General features: G+C 42.4%; 23 protein-coding genes. 3 read left to right on the top strand and 20 right to left on the bottom strand.

Annotated elements, in window-relative coordinates:
* Positions 1-195: 195 nt before the first annotated feature.
* From ptsP to glcT, 4 genes are all read right to left on the bottom strand, one after another.
* A complete protein-coding gene (gene ptsP, locus ETB99_RS13045; RefSeq protein WP_171700785.1) occupies positions 196-1,911 on the bottom strand; it encodes a phosphoenolpyruvate--protein phosphotransferase in 1,716 nt (571 codons plus the stop codon).
* Complete coding sequence (locus ETB99_RS13040; protein ID WP_305792555.1) at positions 1,911-2,183, bottom strand: phosphocarrier protein HPr; 273 nt, start codon at positions 2,181-2,183, stop codon at positions 1,911-1,913. Before ETB99_RS13040 ends, ptsP begins: the two co-directional genes overlap by 1 nt.
* An 83-nt stretch (positions 2,184-2,266) precedes the next feature.
* Positions 2,267-4,282 (bottom strand): glucose-specific PTS transporter subunit IIBC, encoded by a 2,016-nt coding sequence (gene ptsG, locus ETB99_RS13035; RefSeq protein ID WP_171700786.1) that lies wholly within the window; start codon positions 4,280-4,282, stop codon positions 2,267-2,269.
* 243 nt (positions 4,283-4,525) lie between these two features.
* Complete coding sequence (gene glcT / locus ETB99_RS13030) at positions 4,526-5,371, bottom strand: glucose PTS transporter transcription antiterminator GlcT (RefSeq protein ID WP_171700784.1); 846 nt, start codon at positions 5,369-5,371, stop codon at positions 4,526-4,528.
* Between the two features lie 195 nt (positions 5,372-5,566).
* Here glcT and ETB99_RS13025 point away from each other — a divergent pair, with 195 nt between their 5' ends.
* Complete coding sequence (locus ETB99_RS13025) at positions 5,567-6,370, top strand: HAD family hydrolase (RefSeq protein WP_171700783.1); 804 nt, start codon at positions 5,567-5,569, stop codon at positions 6,368-6,370.
* Between the two features lie 26 nt (positions 6,371-6,396).
* Here ETB99_RS13025 and ETB99_RS13020 read toward each other — a convergent pair whose 3' ends face one another.
* The 12 genes from ETB99_RS13020 to ETB99_RS12965 all read right to left on the bottom strand — a co-directional run bounded on the left by ETB99_RS13020 (position 6,397) and on the right by ETB99_RS12965 (position 16,648).
* Positions 6,397-6,825, bottom strand: coding sequence for a C40 family peptidase (locus ETB99_RS13020; RefSeq protein ID WP_483860846.1), 429 nt, complete (start codon positions 6,823-6,825; stop codon positions 6,397-6,399).
* Positions 6,826-6,871: 46 nt separating this feature from the next.
* Positions 6,872-8,152, bottom strand: coding sequence for an RNA-guided endonuclease IscB (gene iscB, locus ETB99_RS13015; protein ID WP_091702133.1), 1,281 nt, complete (start codon positions 8,150-8,152; stop codon positions 6,872-6,874).
* A gap of 205 nt (positions 8,153-8,357) precedes the next feature.
* Complete coding sequence (locus tag ETB99_RS13010) at positions 8,358-8,960, bottom strand: LysM peptidoglycan-binding domain-containing protein (RefSeq protein ID WP_253263639.1); 603 nt, start codon at positions 8,958-8,960, stop codon at positions 8,358-8,360.
* A 207-nt stretch (positions 8,961-9,167) separates the two neighbouring features.
* Positions 9,168-10,280: an IS200/IS605 family element RNA-guided endonuclease TnpB gene (tnpB, locus tag ETB99_RS13005; protein WP_171700782.1), complete on the bottom strand. Its 1,113-nt coding sequence runs from the start codon at positions 10,278-10,280 to the stop codon at positions 9,168-9,170.
* Between the two features lie 12 nt (positions 10,281-10,292).
* Positions 10,293-10,694, bottom strand: coding sequence for an IS200/IS605 family transposase (gene tnpA, locus ETB99_RS13000; RefSeq protein ID WP_171700781.1), 402 nt, complete (start codon positions 10,692-10,694; stop codon positions 10,293-10,295).
* A gap of 265 nt (positions 10,695-10,959) precedes the next feature.
* Entirely contained in the window at positions 10,960-11,310 is a 351-nt protein-coding gene (gene mnhG, locus ETB99_RS12995) for a monovalent cation/H(+) antiporter subunit G (protein WP_309138152.1), read from the bottom strand.
* The gene (locus tag ETB99_RS12990; protein WP_171700779.1) at positions 11,291-11,569 is read right to left on the bottom strand and encodes a Na(+)/H(+) antiporter subunit F1; all 279 of its coding nucleotides are present in this window, start codon (positions 11,567-11,569) and stop codon (positions 11,291-11,293) included. The genes mnhG and ETB99_RS12990 overlap by 20 nt, the downstream gene beginning before the upstream one ends.
* On the bottom strand, positions 11,566-12,042 hold the full coding sequence (locus tag ETB99_RS12985) for a Na+/H+ antiporter subunit E (RefSeq protein ID WP_171700778.1): 477 nt from the start codon (positions 12,040-12,042) through the stop codon (positions 11,566-11,568). The genes ETB99_RS12990 and ETB99_RS12985 overlap by 4 nt, the downstream gene beginning before the upstream one ends.
* Before the next feature lie 5 nt (positions 12,043-12,047).
* Positions 12,048-13,520, bottom strand: coding sequence for a Na+/H+ antiporter subunit D (locus ETB99_RS12980; protein ID WP_171700777.1), 1,473 nt, complete (start codon positions 13,518-13,520; stop codon positions 12,048-12,050).
* Positions 13,513-13,845, bottom strand: a complete 333-nt coding sequence (locus ETB99_RS12975) for a Na(+)/H(+) antiporter subunit C (RefSeq protein ID WP_004891396.1) — start codon at positions 13,843-13,845, stop codon at positions 13,513-13,515. The genes ETB99_RS12980 and ETB99_RS12975 overlap by 8 nt, the downstream gene beginning before the upstream one ends.
* Positions 13,845-14,267, bottom strand: coding sequence for a Na(+)/H(+) antiporter subunit B (locus ETB99_RS12970; RefSeq protein WP_171700776.1), 423 nt, complete (start codon positions 14,265-14,267; stop codon positions 13,845-13,847). Before ETB99_RS12970 ends, ETB99_RS12975 begins: the two co-directional genes overlap by 1 nt.
* Entirely contained in the window at positions 14,264-16,648 is a 2,385-nt protein-coding gene (locus tag ETB99_RS12965) for a Na+/H+ antiporter subunit A (protein ID WP_171700775.1), read from the bottom strand. The genes ETB99_RS12970 and ETB99_RS12965 overlap by 4 nt, the downstream gene beginning before the upstream one ends.
* A 115-nt stretch (positions 16,649-16,763) precedes the next feature.
* Between ETB99_RS12965 and ETB99_RS12960 the strand changes: the two genes are divergently transcribed.
* The gene (locus tag ETB99_RS12960) at positions 16,764-16,931 is read left to right on the top strand and encodes a hypothetical protein (RefSeq protein ID WP_171700774.1); all 168 of its coding nucleotides are present in this window, start codon (positions 16,764-16,766) and stop codon (positions 16,929-16,931) included.
* Between the two features lie 15 nt (positions 16,932-16,946).
* Here the strand turns inward: ETB99_RS12960 and ETB99_RS12955 are convergent, their stop codons facing one another.
* From ETB99_RS12955 to ETB99_RS12940, 4 genes are all read right to left on the bottom strand, one after another.
* On the bottom strand, positions 16,947-17,090 hold the full coding sequence (locus ETB99_RS12955; RefSeq protein WP_009361115.1) for a YvrJ family protein: 144 nt from the start codon (positions 17,088-17,090) through the stop codon (positions 16,947-16,949).
* Positions 17,091-17,161: 71 nt separating this feature from the next.
* Positions 17,162-17,377: a DUF2922 domain-containing protein gene (locus ETB99_RS12950; protein WP_171700773.1), complete on the bottom strand. Its 216-nt coding sequence runs from the start codon at positions 17,375-17,377 to the stop codon at positions 17,162-17,164.
* A 12-nt stretch (positions 17,378-17,389) separates the two neighbouring features.
* The gene (locus tag ETB99_RS12945; RefSeq protein WP_004891408.1) at positions 17,390-17,593 is read right to left on the bottom strand and encodes a DUF1659 domain-containing protein; all 204 of its coding nucleotides are present in this window, start codon (positions 17,591-17,593) and stop codon (positions 17,390-17,392) included.
* A 57-nt stretch (positions 17,594-17,650) separates the two neighbouring features.
* Positions 17,651-17,959, bottom strand: a complete 309-nt coding sequence (locus ETB99_RS12940) for a winged helix-turn-helix transcriptional regulator (protein WP_129000009.1) — start codon at positions 17,957-17,959, stop codon at positions 17,651-17,653.
* Between the two features lie 116 nt (positions 17,960-18,075).
* Here ETB99_RS12940 and ETB99_RS12935 point away from each other — a divergent pair, with 116 nt between their 5' ends.
* Positions 18,076-18,708: a nitroreductase family protein gene (locus tag ETB99_RS12935; RefSeq protein WP_077429827.1), complete on the top strand. Its 633-nt coding sequence runs from the start codon at positions 18,076-18,078 to the stop codon at positions 18,706-18,708.
* The last annotated feature ends 10 nt before the right edge of the window (positions 18,709-18,718 follow it).

Raw genomic sequence — 18,718 nt, 5'->3', positions numbered from 1 at the left:
AGAAAAGTATCAAAAAGAAAATTACATTTCAAGTTTTGCAGGTGCGGTTTATGAACTGATCCGTAAAGGCTTGAAAAAGCAATGAAATACATCCATACATTGAAACACAAGGCGGCTAGGGCTTACACCCCCTAGCCTAAAGGCATAGGGGTTTTACGCGCAATCATATAAAAAAAGAACCGGGGCGTCCGGTTCTTATTGTTGGAACGTTTCTTTCACGAAACGAACGACTTCTTCTGCAGTCGCAAGCGATAAAATGTGATCTTTCACTCGCTCCGCTTCTTGTTTAGAAAGCTTTTTTAATTGCGAGCGGACGCGTAAAATCGATGTCGCACTCATACTAAATTCGTCTAAGCCGAACGCTAATAAAATCGGCACAGCAAGTTCTTCGCCCGCCATTTCACCGCACATGCCAACCCACTTTCCTTCTTTATGCGCCGCTTCAATGACGTTATAAATGAGGCGCAAAATGGCAGGGTTGTACGGTTGATATAAATACGATACGCGCTCGTTCATGCGGTCAGCCGCCATCGTATATTGGATTAAGTCGTTCGTTCCGATGCTAAAGAAGTCTACTTCTTTTGCAAATTGATCCGCCAATACAGCGGCTGCTGGAATTTCGACCATCATGCCGACTTCGATATGATCGGATACCGCAACACCTTCAGCGACAAGCTTTTCTTTTTCTTCTAAAAGAACAGCTTTCGCTTGACGGAACTCGTCTAACGTCGCGATCATCGGGAACATCACTTTTAAATTACCGTAAACACTTGCGCGCAACAATGCACGAAGTTGCGTACGGAACATGTCTTGCATATTTAAGCAAAGACGAACCGCACGGAAACCTAAAAACGGGTTCATTTCTTTTGGAAGGTCTAAATACGGCAATTCTTTGTCGCCGCCAATGTCTAGCGTGCGAACGACGACCGGTTTTCCTTCCATTTTTTCTAGCACCGTTTTGTATGCTTCAAACTGTTCTTCTTCTGTCGGCAATTCGTTGCGTCCCATGTATAAAAATTCGGTACGGTATAAGCCGATGCCTTCTGCCCCGTTTGCTAGTACACCTTCGACATCGTTTGGCGTTCCGATGTTTGCCGCAAGCTCGACGTGATGACCGTCGCTTGTTGTCGTTTGTTCATGAACGAGTTTTGCCCATTCTGCTTTTTGGGCAGCAAAAGCAGCACGTTTTTGTTCGTACTCCGCGATCGTTTCTTCGGTTGGGTTAACGATCACTTCCCCGTCAATCCCGTCAATAATGACGATATCGCCGTTTTGAATTACCGCTGTCGCTTCTTTCGTTCCGACGACAGCTGGAATTTCCATCGAGCGCGCCATAATAGCAGAGTGCGATGTGCGACCGCCAATGTCTGTTGTAAAACCTTTCACATATTTTCGATTTAATTGCGCTGTGTCAGACGGCGTTAAATCTTCAGCTACAATGACGACTTCTTCCGTAATCATGCTTGGGTTTGAAATCGTAACGCCTAATAAATGAGCAAGCACGCGTTTTGTGACGTCGCGAATGTCAGCGGCACGCTCTTTCATATATTCGTTATCCATCGCTTCAAACATCGCAATAAACATTGATGCGACTTCATGAAGTGCAAATTCTGCATTCACACGTTCTTGTTCAATTTTTTGTTCGACCGCTTGCACGAGCTCTGGGTCGCTTAGTACGAGCAAATGGGCGGAGAAAATGGCCGCTTTATCTTCGCCGAGCTCTTTTAATGCATGCGCTCGAATCGCTTCAAGTTCTTCTTTCGATTTAGCGAGCGCTTGTTGAAAGCGGCGAACGTGTTCAGCTGGGTTTTCAATCGTTTGTTTTTCAACCATTAAATCGGGATGTTCTAAACGGTACGCCTTCGCAATGGCAATGCCATTCGATGCAGCAATCCCTTGTAATCGTTTCATTACTCCGCTAATCCTTCTTTTGCTAGCGTTTCTGTTAATGCGTTAATCGCGTCTGCTGCATCGCTACCTTCAGCTGAAATTGTAATTTGCGCACCTTGTGGAATACCTAAAGACATGACACCCATGATCGATTTTAAGTTGACTTTTTTGCCGTTGTACTCTAATTGAATGTCGCTATCGAATTTGCTCGCTGTTTGCACTAACATCGTTGCTGGACGGGCATGAATACCAGATTCTGCAGTTACTTTAAACGTTTTTTCCATTTTGCTCATCTCCTCACTTTATATTTTGAAAACATAGAGGGCGAAAACCCTCTATGTTTTTTTACCGAAAAATGACGCATTTTGCAAGTAAATTATTTTTGAACGACGACGACGTCTTCGCCTTTTGTTACTGTTCCTTGTTTCGTGATATTTACCGTTTCTCCTGCTTGCAAGTTTGTGAAAATAATTGGCGTCACAACAGATGGTGCATGTTGTTTCACATATGCAAGGTCGACTTTTAAAATCGGTTGTCCTTTTTTCACTTCTGTTCCTTCTGATACGAGCGCTTCAAATCCTTGACCGTTTAATTTTACTGTATCAATGCCGAAGTGGATAAGCACTTCACGACCTGTTTTTGATTGAATGCCGATCGCATGTTTTGTCGGGAAGACGTTAACGATCGTTCCATCGACTGGCGATACGACTGTCCCTTCTGTTGGCTCAACCGCAAATCCGTCACCCATCATTTTCGTTGAAAATACTTGATCTGGCACTTCGGAAAGCGGCACAACTTTTCCTGTTAATGGAGATGCGACTTGTTCTGTTTCTCCTGTCGCTTGTACAGATGGTTTCGCTTTTTCTACCGCTTTTGTCGGCACGCGACCTTCCATAATATCTTTAATTTGTGTTTTCAATATATCTGATTTTGGTCCGAAAATGGCTTGAATGTTGTTTCCAACTTCTAATACGCCAGCTGCTCCGAGCGCTTTTAGACGATCTTTATCGACTTGTTGAATATCGTTTACTGAAACGCGTAAACGTGTGATGCACGCATCTAAATGAGCGACATTTTCTTTTCCGCCAAGCGCAGCTAAAATTTCGTGCGGGAGTTCGCCTGCATCCGCTGTCGCTGTTGTGTCTGTCGTTTCTTTTTCACGACCTGGCGTCGCTAAATTCCATTTGCGAATCGCAAAGCGGAAGCCGAAGTAGTAAATGACCGCAAACACTAAACCGACCGGAATGACGAGCCACCATGCTGTACGTCCTGGCAACACACCGAATAATAAGAAGTCGATGACCCCGCCAGAGAACGTCATACCGATTTTGACGTCTAACATGTGCATGAGCATGAACGATAATCCAGCGAAAATTGTATGGATCGCAAATAATACTGGCGCAACGAATAAGAATGAAAATTCAATCGGTTCTGTAATTCCTGTTAAAAATGATGTTAATGCTGCAGATGCCATAATACCGGCAACGACTTTTTTGTTTTCTGGACGCGCTTCATGGTAAATGGCAAGCGCAGCTGCTGGTAAACCGAACATCATGAACGGGAATTTTCCTGTCATAAATGTCCCAGCTGTTAATTCAGCACCGTCTTTAATTTGTTCGAAGAAAATACGTTGGTCACCGCGCACAAGCTCGCCTGCTTTGTTGACGTATTGACCGAACTCAAACCAGAACGGCGAGTAGAAAATGTGGTGTAAACCGAACGGAATTAATGCGCGCTCGATGACACCGAAAATGAATGCCGCTAACGTACGGTTTGCATCGATCATGTTGTGCGAGAATGCGTTTAAGCCATGTTGGACAGGCGGCCATAACCATGTCATCACAATACCGAGAATTAATGCCGATGCGGCTGTCACAATTGGAACGAAACGTTTTCCTGCAAAGAAACCTAAGTAAGATGGCAATTCAATGTTAAAGTATTTGTTGTACATGTACGCTGCTAAAATACCGACGATAATCCCGCCGAATACCCCTGTTTGCAACGTCGGAATACCTAATACGTTTGCAAACGATGGATCTGTTCCGATTTGGTCTGATGTGACGCCTAAAATGACGCTCATCGTGACGTTCATCACTAAGTAGCCGATGATCGCTGCTAAACCAGCAACCCCTTCACCGCCAGCTAATCCGACGGCTACCCCTACCGCGAATAAAAGCGGTAAGTTCGCGAATACGATACCACCCGATTGCTCCATCACTTTCGCAACCATTTCGACCCAGCCTGTTTCTAACGCTGGAATTTTTTCAATTAACGCTGGGTTTTGCAATGCGTTACCGAACGCAAGCAAAATACCTGCTGCCGGCAAAATCGCAACCGGAAGCATAAGCGCTTTACCGACTTTTTGTAACGTACCGAACGCTTTTTTCATTATAGAACCCTCCTTCATTTTGTTAATGTTTGCAACAAACGGCACATTCATGTATGGAATGTAGATGAAGCGATAAGTTAGACGTCTAACGAATGTAAGCATTTGCAAAAGATGGAAAACAAAAAAGCATAAGCAAAGAACGACAGAAAAAGGGTACTATGCAACGACTTTTATCGTTGCACCACTTTTTTTGCCTTCTTTACTCATGCCTGATCGAATCAGTAACACGTAAAGATAAGTGCCCATTTATTCACTTTTACCAGTTAACCGTTGCAAGTGCAACGTTAAATATACCGCTTCTGCTTCATCTACCGAAAGCTGCAACGTTTGCTGCATAATTTTTATGAGCTTCCACGACAAATTATAACATAGTGGGTACGTCTCTTTCAATATATTCGACAATTTTTTTGGCTCTTCAATTTTTTCGCCTTTTTTCACCCGTTCAATCGCATAGCGCAAATGGCGAACAAATCGTAAATAATGAATGCTTTCACGGTCGATGCGAATGTTGAGCTGCTCTTCGACGACCGAAACTAACCGAGAAATAAGCTGCGAATGTTGATTTACTTCCGATAGTTGATGATTCGTTAGCGCACTATGAATGTGTAAAGCAATAAAGCCGATTTCCCCTTCCGGAAGCTCGATGTGTAACCGTTCATTCAACATGTTAACGACTTCTGTTGCTACGCCGTATTCAAGCGGATATAAACTTTTCGTTTCAACTAAAAATGGATTTTTAATGTCCATCCCTTGTTCTAATCGCTTGATTGCGAACAAAATATGATCTGTTAACGCAACGTGAATATGTTCGTTTAACGAGCTGTTCGTCCGCTTTTGAATGTGGCGAATGATATCGTTCATTAAGCCGATAAATTCTTCATCAACGTGTGGCAACAATTTTTTATATTGTTCTTGTTCACGCTCATTTTTTAAAATGAACCATTTTTCTACACCTTTTTGTTCAATGACGTCCCCTTTTTTCTTGCCAAATCCAATTCCTTTTCCGATTAATACGACTTCATCATACGTCGGATGGGAGGCAATGAGCACGTTGTTGTTTAACACTTTTTCAATGCGAAACGATTGTTCCACGTCTAGTTCGCCCCTTTAAAAACGTTTACATTACTTTCAATGTTACGAAACGAACAAAGCTACGTCAATGGAAATGCGATGTTTTTTGTCAAGACAGCTATGAATGTTTTTTGACAAAAAGGTGTTTCAGTTGCACAAATGCATGTATTCGATTAAACTTTTGTTCATCATAAAAATGGAAGGAGCTTGCCAAGCATGATTCGACTCATTGTTACTGATTTAGACGGTACGCTGCTCGGTTATGACCGTCGTGTAAAAGAAGAAGATCGTGAAGCAGTCGTGCGCGCGATTACAAACGGTATCGACTTTGCTGTCGCTTCTGGACGAATGGACAATGAAATTTTAGAAGTGTTGAAAGAAATCGGTCATGACGCTCATCGCATTAGCCAAAACGGCGCCTTTGTATACACGAACGACCATCGTCTCCTTCATCGTAGCGCGTTTGATCCAGCCGTTGCGCGCGCCATTTATGAACAAGCGCGCACACTTGAAGCGATTGTGCTCGTCTGCGATGAACATACAAGCTTTGTCGAAACAAAAACGGAACAAATGGAGCATATGCGATCGCGACTATTTTTCGATATTGTTGAAAAGAAACAGATGCTCGATGCGATCGGCCATGATCTTTCTCCATCAAAAATTACCGTTATTGCTGAAGAAGACGTCATCAATCGTTTTCAGTCGTTCGTTCATAAACAATGGGATCGATATGTCGATACGTTTATTTCTGAACCGCGCTGTTTAGATATTATGCCAAAACAAATTAGTAAAGGCGAGGCGCTTCGGTTGTTAATGAATCATCTCAACATTCAACCGGAAGACGTCGCTTGTTTTGGCGATTCATTTAACGACATTCCGATGTTTCGCCTGACCCCACATAGCTTTGTCATGTCACATGCGCCCGAACAAGTAAAAAGAGAAGCTCGTTACATCGTTTCTTCCGTCCATGAAGCGATTGAAACGGTGCTAACGATAAACGAAAAGATGCCTCAAACGTAAGAGGCATCTTTTTGCTTGCTGTTCCGTTAAAAAAGACGAACAGCTTTGACCGCACGCGGCGCCCAATAAGGTCTCATATTCGCGAAAGCAACACCTGTGCTTGTGGCAGCGTGCAATAACGTCTCGCTATCTACAACGATGGAAACATGGTTAATGACGCCATCGCCATCCGTATCAAAAAAGATTAAATCACCTTTGCGTACGCTCGCAAGCGGCACTTCTGTTCCAACCATCGCTTGTTCGCGCGATGTGCGCGGCAATGTTATACCGTTTTCGCTATATACGCGATACGTAAACGACGAGCAATCAAAAACGTCTGTGCGCGTCGTTGGTGCACCGAACAAATACGCCGCTCCGAGATATTTTTTTCCTGTTTCAATGATTGCATCTGCTCGTTCTTGCCATGAAAGCGGCACGTTAATCGTTTGTCCAACGCGAATAAAGTTCACGAACACTTGCGCAAGGAAGCCCCTGCCTTAAGGCACGGGGAGGAATTGCGCCTTACGCAATGTTCATTCCCTCCCTTCGATATGTGTATCCGTCGAATCGCTGAATGACTTGGACATATCTATAATTTATTCCTTGTGCGATACGCTTTCCGTCCTTGCCTTTAATGTCGAAACTTCCAGTCTTTCTACATGCGACTTCGCCAAACCAACCGCCTTGATATTTCCCTCTTGGGATAACAGCCTTAACCATGTCCCCTGTTTGAAAACCAAAGAAGAACTTTTGTCTTGCCAAAAATCCTCTTGGAAAGCCATACTTATCAAGATTTGTACGAGAGCGACTTCCGCGTCCTTTTGCCTTGATAAATAATGCTTCTTTTGTTTTGAAATGCAATTGGAGTGGCGTGCTTTCGCCTACACAACAAGCATCAAAATAGTGAATTTTCGGTAGTCCTAATCGTATTCGATTCATTTTCGTTCGTGCGCCTGTTCCACACTCTACTTCGCATCCGCTTTGTTTTAACACTTCATACACTTTCCATCGAGTGGCATTCACTACACTTGCGTCTTTTAGCGTTTTTTTGACCATTTCTTGAATATGTGGATACCCGAATTCTTCTGCTGTCTTACTTCCTTTGCGCTGATTACAGTCATGACAGGCAAGACATAGGTTATCCACTCGGTCTGTTCCACCTCTCGATTTTGGAATGATATGCTCGATTTCAAGCGGAACGCCTTCTTTTCCACAATAACAGCATTTTCGTCCAAACTTTTCGAGCAAATACTCCCGTACTTCATATCCTTGTAGCGTACCTTGTTGATACTCTACACCATTGATTTCAGGATTTCGCATGAGTTGCGTGTCAAACTTTGCGTTCTCGTACGATATATGCTCAATCGGACATATCTTCCTTAAACGCTCCACCCATGTTTGAATATTTTGCACACGACTCTCTAACGATGGTGGCAACCACCCGTCTTTTCTCCTACGATTAAGAAAACGTGGTTTTCTGTATCGAGTTTTTCGCTTTCTTCTTGCACGACGAAACGCCCGTCTTTTGTCTAATCGCTCTTTGATGTCTGTGCGATGGTCAAGTTGTGCAAGCCACAACACTTCTTCTCCTCGCACAATCGCAAGTCCTGTGTGTTTACTTCCGTAATCGATTTTGAGCCGATACGGTGTTTTCGGTCGAAAATTATCGACAATTTCTTTTAAAATAATCGTAAATGGATAGCGTTTGTAGATCGCTGCTTTTCCTTGCTTTAATAACTTTCTTGCGACCGCCTCATGACAAGGGGCGAGTGGACGCTTATTTGTATCTAATACAAAAACCATAGGGTTCTCCCCTTTCCTCTGCATAAAGCAGGTCATATTCTCCTCGACCATGTTATAGATGCTTGTTATGTGCAAGACACTAGCGCCACCCACCACGCTTGTTTAATCTTGCACGACAGAGGAACGGGCTGGAGAAGCACCCGAACGTGTCATGACATCTATAACGTAGGCTCTGTTTCAAGCCTTGGTCTGGTCAACATGGGGCTTACAAGCCCATGACTTTAGTCATTGGGTTGTTGACATTAAATTTTCTAGCAATCGTCGACAATGTGTCGCCTGGTTGGACGATATACGATTTACTTGCGCTATTTGTCGGCCCTGTTGATGCCGGTCTCGGCGATATAAGTTGGCTTGTTGCATTTGTTGTATTTGTTGTATTCGTTGTATTTGTTGTATTTGTTGTCGGTACTGTTAACGTTTGGCCAACGTAAATGCGGTTTACGTCTGTAATCGTCGGGTTTAGTTCAAGAAGGCGTGTAATGGCCGTATTATACTGGCGCGCGATCGTCGATAACGTATCGCCTCGCTGAATCGTATATGTTGTTGTTTGTGTCGTTGGCGCTGTTGGTTGTGTCACAGGTGCCGTTGGTTGCACGTTCGCATGAGGTAATTGCAATACTTGTCCAACATAAATGATGTCCGTCGTTAATTGATTTAACGTTTTTAATTCATTAACCGATGTGCGGAACGTTTGAGCAATTTTCCATAACGAATCGCCCGACTTAACTGTATATTGTGCCGCATCAACCGCTTTTTCCCCTAAAAATAACGTCGATAATACCGCTCCAGCTACAATCGTCTTTTTCATCGTGTGAAACCCCTTTTTTCTTTTTCTAAAGCATTTCCTTGCTCATATCATAACATGAAACTATTAATCTATTAACCGTATATTGTGAACCTCCCACGACTAAAGTCGCGGGCTTCTCACTTCGCAGTGAGAATTTCCTGCTTCATCGTCCTCGCAACCTACTAACTCCACAGGCGTATGATTCCGACAGTTCCTGCCGTACGATATTTATGCAAATAAACCTAATTCTTTTAAGCCTTGTTGTAGGATATTTTTTGCAGCGTTCTCGTCTCTTTGATGAATCGTACCACAATGATCGCAAACCCATTCTCTTATGGATAATAACTTTACTTTTTTGTTTACACACCCACACGCTGAACAAGTTTGCGATGATGCAAACCATCTGCTTATTTTATGATACGTTCTACCATACCACATCGACTTATATTCTATCTGTCTGCAAAATTCACCCCATGCTACATCCGATATTCTTTTAGCGAGACGTGAATGTTTGATCATGTTTTTCACAGCTAAATCTTCGCTAATGATTACTTGGTTTTCGTAAACAATTTTCGAAGATAGCTTATGTTGAAAATCTTTTCTAGTATTACTTATTTTTTCGTGTACTTTTGCCACCTTAACTCTTTGCTTGTTCCAATTTTTACTTCCTTTTTTCTTTTTTGCAAGTTGTCTTTGCAGCTTTGCCAATTTCTTTTCATACTTTGATATGGCTTTAGGGTCTTTTATGTGGTTGTTGTGATTGTCTATTAGAAATTCTTTTAGACCCAAATCAAAAGCATACACATGATTGTTTTTTGGTAATTGTTCTATTTCAGCATCAACTAATATGGATACAAAATACTTTCCACTCGGCACTTGAGAAATAGTGGCAGACTTTATTTGTCCATCAAACTTTCTATGCAACTTACATCTTACCCATTTAAGTTTTGGAAGTTTGATTTTGTTGTTATCAAAATCAACCTCTATATTGTTATTAGTGAAATTAGTCGTATAGCTGTATTTGTGTGATTTTTTTGTTTTAAAATTAGGAAAACCAGACTGTTTTTTTAAAAAATTATGAAAAGCACTGTCTAGATTGTAGATTGCATTAGTTAAGGCAAATTTATCTACTTCTTTAAGCCATACAAATTCGCTTTTTAACTCCCTATTACAATGATTATTACAATCCGTTTTAGACATTTGTTTCTTTTTTGTTTCATACAACTCTATCTTTTTAGCGAGATAATAATTATATACAAATCTTACACAACCAAATGTTTTAGCTAATTGTATTTTTTGTTCTTCATTAGGATATAAGCGATATTTGTATGCCCTTAACATAGATAAACTCACCTACCTTTCCTTTTGGGAGTGAATATAATTTCTTATTTGTTCTTCTATATTTTCGCTAACTGTTGCGACAAAATAAGATGGATTCCAAAGATGTCCTCCCCAAAGTTGTTTCTTTAACTCTGGGTATTGTTTAAATAACAACCTCGCACTTACACCTTTTAATGCCTTAATCATATCTGGTATATAATGCTGCGGACTACATTCTATGAGTAAGTGTATGTGGTCTAAATCTCCGTTGATTTCTTGTATCACAAACTCATTTTCTGCGGCAATCTTTTGCAATATTTCCACCAAACGCTGTTCTATTTTGTCAGTTAATATTTTGCGTCTATATTTCACACACCATACGATATGATATTGAATAGAATAGACATAACCTCGTCCGTAGTGTATTTGTGCCATATATTATCACCTAATTGTAGGGTAACATGTGCATGAGTGAAAATCAATTTTTTATCTGGTTTTATAGCCACATGATAAATAACATATGTTAGTGTCCTTACTCATGACTAAAGTCACGAGAATGCGGACGCAAACGCTTCAAACAACATGCCCGCGATGTTCGTATCGTGTACGTGGACGGGGCAAGACATCAAATTCCGACGAAACACGATGCAGAGCTCAACACGATCATCCGCTCATATTTTGCATAAGAAAAAGCTGACGGTTATTTTCCGCCAGCTTTTTCTTTTAAATCATCACGAACCGTTCCTTCCCAGCGCGACACGTTTGTGTAATACGCAGCGCGGCTAATGAGATGGGCCGCAACAGGAGATGTCATAAAAATAAACACGATGCCAAGTAAAAGCCGTGAGTTAAATTCACTGTTTTCAAGCAAAAAGTGAAAAAATGCACCGAGTAAAATGCACATCATGCCAAGCGTCGTGCTTTTGCTGATGGCATGGCTGCGCGTATATACATCCGGCAAACGAATCGCACCAACTGCCGACAAGAGCACGAGCACCGCTCCGAACAAAACAAGTGCTGCGACGAGCACATTACCGATCGCGATCACCACGTTCGATGACAACCCCTTTCTCTAAAAACTTCGCAAACGCGACCGTACCGACAAACGCTAAAATACCGATGAGCAAAATGACGTCTAAAAACGCGCTCGTATTTAACAGTATAGAAACGATCGCAACGATCCCAGCGAGCGTAATGCCCATCGCATCTAGAGCAATCACTCGATCAGCAGCGCTTGGACCTTTGACAACGCGGTATAAAAAACCAACCATCGCTAAAGAAAGGATGACGAGGGCGATGTTTAACATCATTTGCTCACCTCCATAATCGTTTTTTCAAACGATTGTTTAATGCTTTCAATCGCTTCGTGCACATCTGGGCTATTTAACGCGTGAATATATAGCGTACTTCCATCATCTGATACATCTAAAACGAGCGTGCCGGGTGTTAATGTAATGAGCATCGCTAACACCGTAATTTCCCACTCTTTTTTTAATTCCGTCGGCAAAGCAAAAATGGCAGGTTGAATCGTTAACGAACGTTGCATAACGACTTTCGCTACGGCGATGTTTGATAAAATGAGCTCTTTGAAAAAAATGAACAGCAATTTGATGATGACAAACACCGGAACGAGATAAAAGCGCGAATGGAAAAAGCGACGCAAGATGAAAATGATAAACAGCCCGATCATGTACCCGACAAGAAATGACGCTCCGTCAAACGAAACTGTTAAAAACATCCATACGAACGCTAAAATGACGTTTAATAAAATTTGAAATGCCATGTTCTCTACTCCTTTAACACCGCTTCAATGTACATACTCGGATCGACTAACACGTTTACTGCGTCGAGAACAAATGGACGAACAAATTCGATGCCGATGCCGTATGCAACAGATAAAACAAGTAAAAACAACACCGGAAACAATCGTCCGTCTACTTGCTTTTGTTCAAATCCTTTTTTCTCGCCCCAAAAACCGTTCATAAATATTTTCATAACCGAATATAGCACAAGCAAACTCGACAGTAAGATAACGATCGCTTCAAAGATGAGTTGCGCATCGAAGCTTGCTTTTACAATGAGCAACTTCCCGATAAATCCGCTAAGCGGCGGAATGCCCGCAAGCGACAATGCAGCGATGAAAAATGACCAACCAAGCAGCGGATAAGACGACATTAACCCCGAAAATGAACGAATGTTATTTGAACTAGTGATGGAAAAAACAATACCGACTAGTAAAAATAATGTTGCTTTCATGACCATATCTTGCAACATGTAAAAAATCGTTCCTTCTAAACTTTCTGGCGTCATCATCGCTACCCCAAAAATCATAACGCCGACTGCAGCGATAATATTGTAAATGACGATATAGCGCATATCGTTATACGCAACTGCTCCAATGACACCGATGACGATCGTGCCGAGCGCAAGCCAAGCGAGCAACGTATGCGTGTAGCCGACATCACTCGTAAATAAAAGCGTAAACGTGCGCAAAATCGAGTACACACCAACCTTTGTCAACAAACCTCCAAACAAGGCTAATATCGGGGTAGGCGGGGCGTAATAGGCTGCTGGAAGCCAAAAATATAGCGGAAAAATCGCTCCCTTTAAACCAAATACGATAATAAACAATACCGCAATAACCGTTAAAATAGGCGACATTCCTATTTCGCTTATACGCTCCGCTAAATGCGCCATATTTAACGTACCTGTTACTGCATATAAATACGCGACTCCAACGACAAATAGCGCCGAAGAAATAACGTTCACAAGCGTATATTTAATCGTTTCACGCAGCTGTATTTTCGTGCCTCCGAGCACAAACAGCACGTAAGACGACATAAGCATCACTTCAAAAAAGACGAACAAGTTGAACAAATCACCTGTCGTAAACGCCCCATTCACACCGACGATTAAAAATTGAAAAAATGAATAGTAATAAAACGTCTCTCTCTTATGCCCAATCGCATAAAACGAATACACTAAACAAGCAAGCGCGATGATGCTTGTTGTCAACACAAGCAAAGCGGACAGCGAATCGGACACGAGCGTAATACCAAATGGAGCTGGCCAATTGCCAAGATTCAACGTTTGAATACCGTCTATATGCACACGGTACAACAACGCGCCGCTTGCAACAATTAAACTACATGTCGATATGAAAGAAATCATCCGTTGCCAAAGCACGTGCTTCGGAAAGAAAATAAGAGTAATGGCTGTGACAAGCGGAATAACAATCGGCAAAAGCAGGAGGTTATTCATCTCCCTTCATCCCTTCTATATGATCTGTTCCAATTTCTTGGTACGAACGGTACGCCAACACTAAGAAAAACGCTGTTACTCCAAAACTGATGACGATTGCCGTTAAAATGAGTGCTTGCGGCAACGGATCGACGTATCGTGCCGCCTTCTCCCCTAAAAGCGGAGGCGCTCCAACTTTTAAACCCCCCATCGTTAACAATAAAAGATGGGCACCATGACTGAGCAAACCCGTCCCGATAATAATGCGGAGCAAACTTTTGCTGAGCAACAAGTATGTCGCAGCGGTAAATAAACAACCGATGACGACAATCATAATCAGTTCCATTAGTCACTCTCCCCTATCGTTTCGATAATAATCATCGTCACGCCAATAACGACAAAGTAAACTCCTAAATCAAACAGCACAGCTGTATGAAGAGAAGTATAATCAAGCAACGGCAAATGAACGTATTCGTACGCATGCGTTAAAAATGGGCGACCGAGAAACATGCTCATGACTCCTGTTCCAACTGCAAACAATAGTCCGATTGCGACTAGCCATTTATAATTGATCGGAATCATTTTACGAACCGTTTCAATATCGAAAGCAAGAAGTAATAACACGATCGCACCAGCAGTCATCAATCCCCCAATAAATCCACCGCCCGGATAATAGTGCCCAGCAAAAAACAGTCGGACGGAAAATAAAACGATGATTGGTACGACGACAGCTGTGATTGTTCGCAAAATGACATCATTTTGCCTCATTTTTCATCCTCCTTCGCTAGCCGCAATTTCACCATTGCGTAAATACCTAGAGCAGCAATCGCTAACACACATATTTCAAACAACGTATCAAAACCACGGAAATCAACTAAAATGACGTTAACCATATTTTTCCCGGCCGCTTTTTCATACGTATTGTCCACATAATATTGTGAAATCGAATCGAAATGCTTTCCTGCGTAAGCTAAAAAGGCAATGACGCTGACCGTCACCCCGACCGCAATGGAAATGAGTGCATGCCCTAAATGAAAGCGCACGCTCTCACGCTTTTTGCTAAACTTCGGCAAGTGATAAAAACAAAGTAAAAAGAGCGCAACGGAAATCGTTTCGATCACAAGCTGTGTCAACGCTAAATCAGGCGCGCGAAACAGAACGAAAAACAGCGCGACCCCGTAACCGACTGCCCCTAGTGAAACGATCGCTGTTAAACGCGATTTAGCAACAACTGTTGTCACTGTTGCAACGACCATGGCAACTGCCAATACGATTTCATACACTCGCACAGACGCCAAATGACTTAAATCGATATGCCATTGTTTTTTCAAACCGACCGTAAACAGAAGCAAAGCAACACTCGCCGTAAAAATGTACACTAAATACGTGCGCATCGAGCCGGTCATGATGCGCGACATGAGCGACTGTGATCCCCTTTCCATCCAGACGAACGATTGATCGTAAAAAAAGTTAAGCGACATCCGTTCGGATAAACGATAATATATTTTTTTCCATTTTGGAAACGTACGATATAGCACTAAACCAAACAATAATACGCCGATCGTCATAAACAACTCTGGCGTAAAGCCATGCCAATGAGAAATATACACATCAAGCGCTTCATTTGGTGCAAACAATCCATATAACACCGCATATACGGCCGGAGCTAATACGGAGTCGGACAATACGTTTGGCACAATGCCAATGACTACAACGAGCGACGCTAACACGATCGGTGCAACGAGCATGCCAAGCGGCGCTTCATGCGCTTCTTTTTCTAATAAATGTGGCTTGTACGTTCCAAAAAATGTTCGACTCACTAACAATACGCTGTATAAAAACGTAAAAATGCTCGCTACCCAAGCAACAACGGGTAAAATAACGGCCCATGCTTGTACGTCTTTTGCACGCAACATGGCGGTAAAAAACATTTCTTTACTTAAAAAACCGTTAAATGGTGGCAAGCCTGCCATCGAAAGCGAGCCGATCAATGCGATTGTAAACGTGATCGGCATGATCGTCATTAATCCGCCAAGCCGTCGAATGTCACGCGTCCCCGTTTCATGATCGACGATGCCGACAACCATAAATAAACTCCCTTTAAATGTCGCGTGGTTGAACAGATGGAAAATCGCTGCTAAAACTGCGACCATAAATAAATTTTCTTCCATCCAATCGTAATGAAACGCAAGCCCACCGACGCCTAAAAGCGATGTAATGAGCCCGAGCTGGCTGACAGTTGAGTAAGCTAAAATTGCTTTTAAATCGGTTTGTTTCGATGCTAAAAACGATGCCCAAAATAACGTTACAAGACCGACGAGCGCAACTGTCCAAACCCAAAGAGAAGATACGGCAAAAATAGGTGTCAAGCGCGCAATTAAATAAATGCCTGCTTTCACCATTGTCGCTGAATGCAAATATGCACTAACAGGCGTTGGTGCTTCCATCGCGTCAGGTAACCAAATATAAAATGGAAATTGGGCTGACTTCGTAAAAGCACCAAACAAAATAAGGAAAAGTGCAGGAATAAAGAGGGCATGTTCTGTTAACGAGACTTGCATGAGCTCACGAACGCTATACGTCCCACCTGCGATGGCAAGGGCAACAAATCCCCCGAGCATAAGCAATCCACCAAACATTGTAATAAACATCGATTTTTGCGCCCCGTAGCGCGAACGATCACGTTTATACCAATAAGCGATGAGCAAAAACGACGAAATGGACGTCAACTCCCAAAAGACGTATAACGCAATGAGGTGATCGGATAACACGACCCCAAGCATCGCGCCCATAAATAAAAGCAAGTAGACGTAAAAGTTGCCAAGCTGTTCTTTTCCTTTTTGTAAGTAGTAAATGGAATACAGTACAACGAGCGAACCGATTCCGGTAATCAATAGGGCAAACAACAAACTTAATCCATCGACATATGCGTCGAACGAAATGTCGAGCGACGGAATCCAAGGCATCGTTGCTCGAACAACTTCATATTTGCGCACTTCGTCCATGTAAGACAAAAAATAAATGAATAGCGCGATAGGGAGTGGAAGAACAAACCATCCGACATGAAGCGAACGAACAAATTTGTATAAAAGCGGAACAAGTATCGCCAACAAAAATGGCGACAACATCGTCATATGTAATGTTGACATAAAAAAATCAACCTCCTTCTGACATAGCAATCCTCTTTTTTATACGAACAATATGTATAAAAAGTTTCATTTTTTTTCAACATATATAGTAAAAAGTGAGCGAAGGTGAATTGTAATGGTTCTTTTCTTTATGTTAGCCATGATCGTCCATGACTATGAAGCTGAAGCAAAAAAAATAGAGCCTTCCATTTACGCAACCGTAAACGAAAGGCATGTCGAGCCGTTTCAACCGCGGCAATATATTCGTAAAATCGAAAAGCATGAGGAAAAAACAAAAAAATAAAAAGAAAACACCCATTTAGTTGGGTGCTTTCCATTGTTCGCCTAACGTGCGGATCGAGTCGATGACCGCATCTAATTTTCCTTCAATCCGATGCAGCAAATAAAATGTGACCGCAATCGGAAAACCGACATCGGAAAGAAGTGACAAATATGCTTCCATCTTCTCCCCTTCCTTCCTCGTTTTAGCTTATATACAACAAGGTGCCCCAGTTACGGGACACCTTGCACCATTTAGGCAAACGTCCATTGTGTCACAGTTGTGTCAATGAGGCGCACTCCTTTTTTCGCAATCAAGTCGCCTCCGCTTGATGAAAAGACGTTTGCTGCAATGATCACGTCCATCACGCTAGCCACTTGTGTTTCTGTCACATCGTCGCGCGGGGCATCAACGCTTAAGCGAACCGTCTTTCCTTCTTCATTCACAAACTGTAATTCAAGCGTTTTCATTCATTATCCCTCCTATTCACCTAATACATGCACATCGTTGCGATACACGTGAACGAGCGGAGCGCTTTGCAAAGAGGCAAGCGCTTGGGCCACAGAGACGAGCGAGCTTTCCGTTGCGTTTGGCTTAATCGTATACGTTTTGTTTTTATATAGCGGTTTGCCCGTTTCTGTCACACCGACTTCAAACGTTAAGCGAAGTTGAGAACGTTGAAGCATGTCTCTCCCCTCCTTTCACTTATTACTATCGCAACGACGAGCGTAAAAGGTTAGGGACTACATCCATTTTTCTGCCCATACTTGCACAGCTTCCATCACAATGCACAAATCTTTCCCTTTGTCCGTTAATTCATATTCAATGCGCACAGGCTTTTCAGGATATACGTGACGAACGACAATGCGCTCTTCTTCCAACTCTTTTAATCGTTCCGTTAACATTTTTTGACTAATTTCTGGAATACTCTCTGCTAATTCTTTAAAGCGAAGCGGTCCGCGAAATAAAACGTGAATAATAAGTCCGTTCCATCGCTTACCAAGCAACTGAAATGCCGCTTCGATTTTCGGACAGACGTGTGAATGTTCCATCAATCATCACCCTATGCATGAAATTTGACAAACTTATTGTAACTAAATTAACATAAATATTGTTACTGATAAAAAGTAAGTAAAGATATTTTTGTGTGTATAAAAGGAGGATATATATGCTTTCGGTTATTGAACAACGACAATCCGTTCGTTCGGTTATTGAACAACGACAATCCGTTCGAAAATATGATCCAACTGCAACAATTTCGAAAGAACAATTAACGAAACTGTTGCAGTTAGCAGGCAAGGCGCCTTCTGCTTGGAATTTGCAACATTGGCATTTCGTCGTCTTCTATGGAAAGGAAGCGCAACAAAAGCTCCTTCCGATCGCTTACAATCAACAACAAATCGTTGAGGCGTCTGCGGTCGTTGCGGTACTTGGCGATTTACAGGCGAATAAAAAAACAGATGCGGTGTATGATCCGCTCGTTGCACAAGGAAAAATGACAAAAGAAATCAAAGACACGCTTGCCAAACAAATTGAAAACGCCTATACAAACGCACAATATGCACGCGATGCAGCATTCTCAAACGCATCGTTAGCTGCGATGCAATTGATGCTTGCCGCCAAAGCAGAAGGGTTCGACACATGCGCCATCGGCGGTTTTGACCCACAAGCATTTATGAAAACATTCCATATTCCAGACCGATACGTTCCTGTCATGCTAATTACGATCGGAAAAGCGAGCGCACCTGCCCATCCGTCATCTCGTTTGCCAATCAACGAATTGACGACATGGGTGGAGTAAAAAAGACCCG

It is taken from the genome of Anoxybacillus sp. CHMUD, from assembly GCF_013096965.1.
Taxonomy (GTDB): domain Bacteria; phylum Bacillota; class Bacilli; order Bacillales; family Anoxybacillaceae; genus Anoxybacillus; species Anoxybacillus kestanbolensis_A.
Note: the sequence above shows the minus strand (reverse complement) of the source record. Positions and strands in the feature narration are given on the sequence as shown.

Coding starts and splice junctions, on each gene's coding strand:
- iscB (WP_091702133.1), bottom strand. CDS start 8,152: ATGGTTTTTGTATTAGATACAAATAAGCGTCCACTCGCCCCTTGTCAT.
- ETB99_RS13040 (WP_305792555.1), bottom strand. CDS start 2,183: ATGAGCAAAATGGAAAAAACGTTTAAAGTAACTGCAGAATCTGGTATT.
- ETB99_RS13025 (WP_171700783.1), top strand. CDS start 5,567: ATGATTCGACTCATTGTTACTGATTTAGACGGTACGCTGCTCGGTTAT.
- ETB99_RS12985 (WP_171700778.1), bottom strand. CDS start 12,042: ATGGCATTTCAAATTTTATTAAACGTCATTTTAGCGTTCGTATGGATG.
- ETB99_RS12945 (WP_004891408.1), bottom strand. CDS start 17,593: ATGCTTCAACGTTCTCAACTTCGCTTAACGTTTGAAGTCGGTGTGACA.
- ETB99_RS12990 (WP_171700779.1), bottom strand. CDS start 11,569: ATGATGTTAAACATCGCCCTCGTCATCCTTTCTTTAGCGATGGTTGGT.
- ETB99_RS12940 (WP_129000009.1), bottom strand. CDS start 17,959: ATGGAACATTCACACGTCTGTCCGAAAATCGAAGCGGCATTTCAGTTG.
- ETB99_RS12975 (WP_004891396.1), bottom strand. CDS start 13,845: ATGGAACTGATTATGATTGTCGTCATCGGTTGTTTATTTACCGCTGCG.
- tnpA (WP_171700781.1), bottom strand. CDS start 10,694: ATGGCACAAATACACTACGGACGAGGTTATGTCTATTCTATTCAATAT.
- ETB99_RS12950 (WP_171700773.1), bottom strand. CDS start 17,377: ATGAAAACGCTTGAATTACAGTTTGTGAATGAAGAAGGAAAGACGGTT.
- tnpB (WP_171700782.1), bottom strand. CDS start 10,280: ATGTTAAGGGCATACAAATATCGCTTATATCCTAATGAAGAACAAAAA.
- ETB99_RS12935 (WP_077429827.1), top strand. CDS start 18,076: ATGCTTTCGGTTATTGAACAACGACAATCCGTTCGTTCGGTTATTGAA.
- ETB99_RS12970 (WP_171700776.1), bottom strand. CDS start 14,267: ATGAGGCAAAATGATGTCATTTTGCGAACAATCACAGCTGTCGTCGTA.
- ETB99_RS12980 (WP_171700777.1), bottom strand. CDS start 13,520: ATGAATAACCTCCTGCTTTTGCCGATTGTTATTCCGCTTGTCACAGCC.
- ETB99_RS13010 (WP_253263639.1), bottom strand. CDS start 8,960: ATGAAAAAGACGATTGTAGCTGGAGCGGTATTATCGACGTTATTTTTA.
- ptsP (WP_171700785.1), bottom strand. CDS start 1,911: ATGAAACGATTACAAGGGATTGCTGCATCGAATGGCATTGCCATTGCG.
- ETB99_RS12960 (WP_171700774.1), top strand. CDS start 16,764: ATGGTTCTTTTCTTTATGTTAGCCATGATCGTCCATGACTATGAAGCT.
- ETB99_RS12965 (WP_171700775.1), bottom strand. CDS start 16,648: ATGTCAACATTACATATGACGATGTTGTCGCCATTTTTGTTGGCGATA.
- ETB99_RS12955 (WP_009361115.1), bottom strand. CDS start 17,090: ATGGAAGCATATTTGTCACTTCTTTCCGATGTCGGTTTTCCGATTGCG.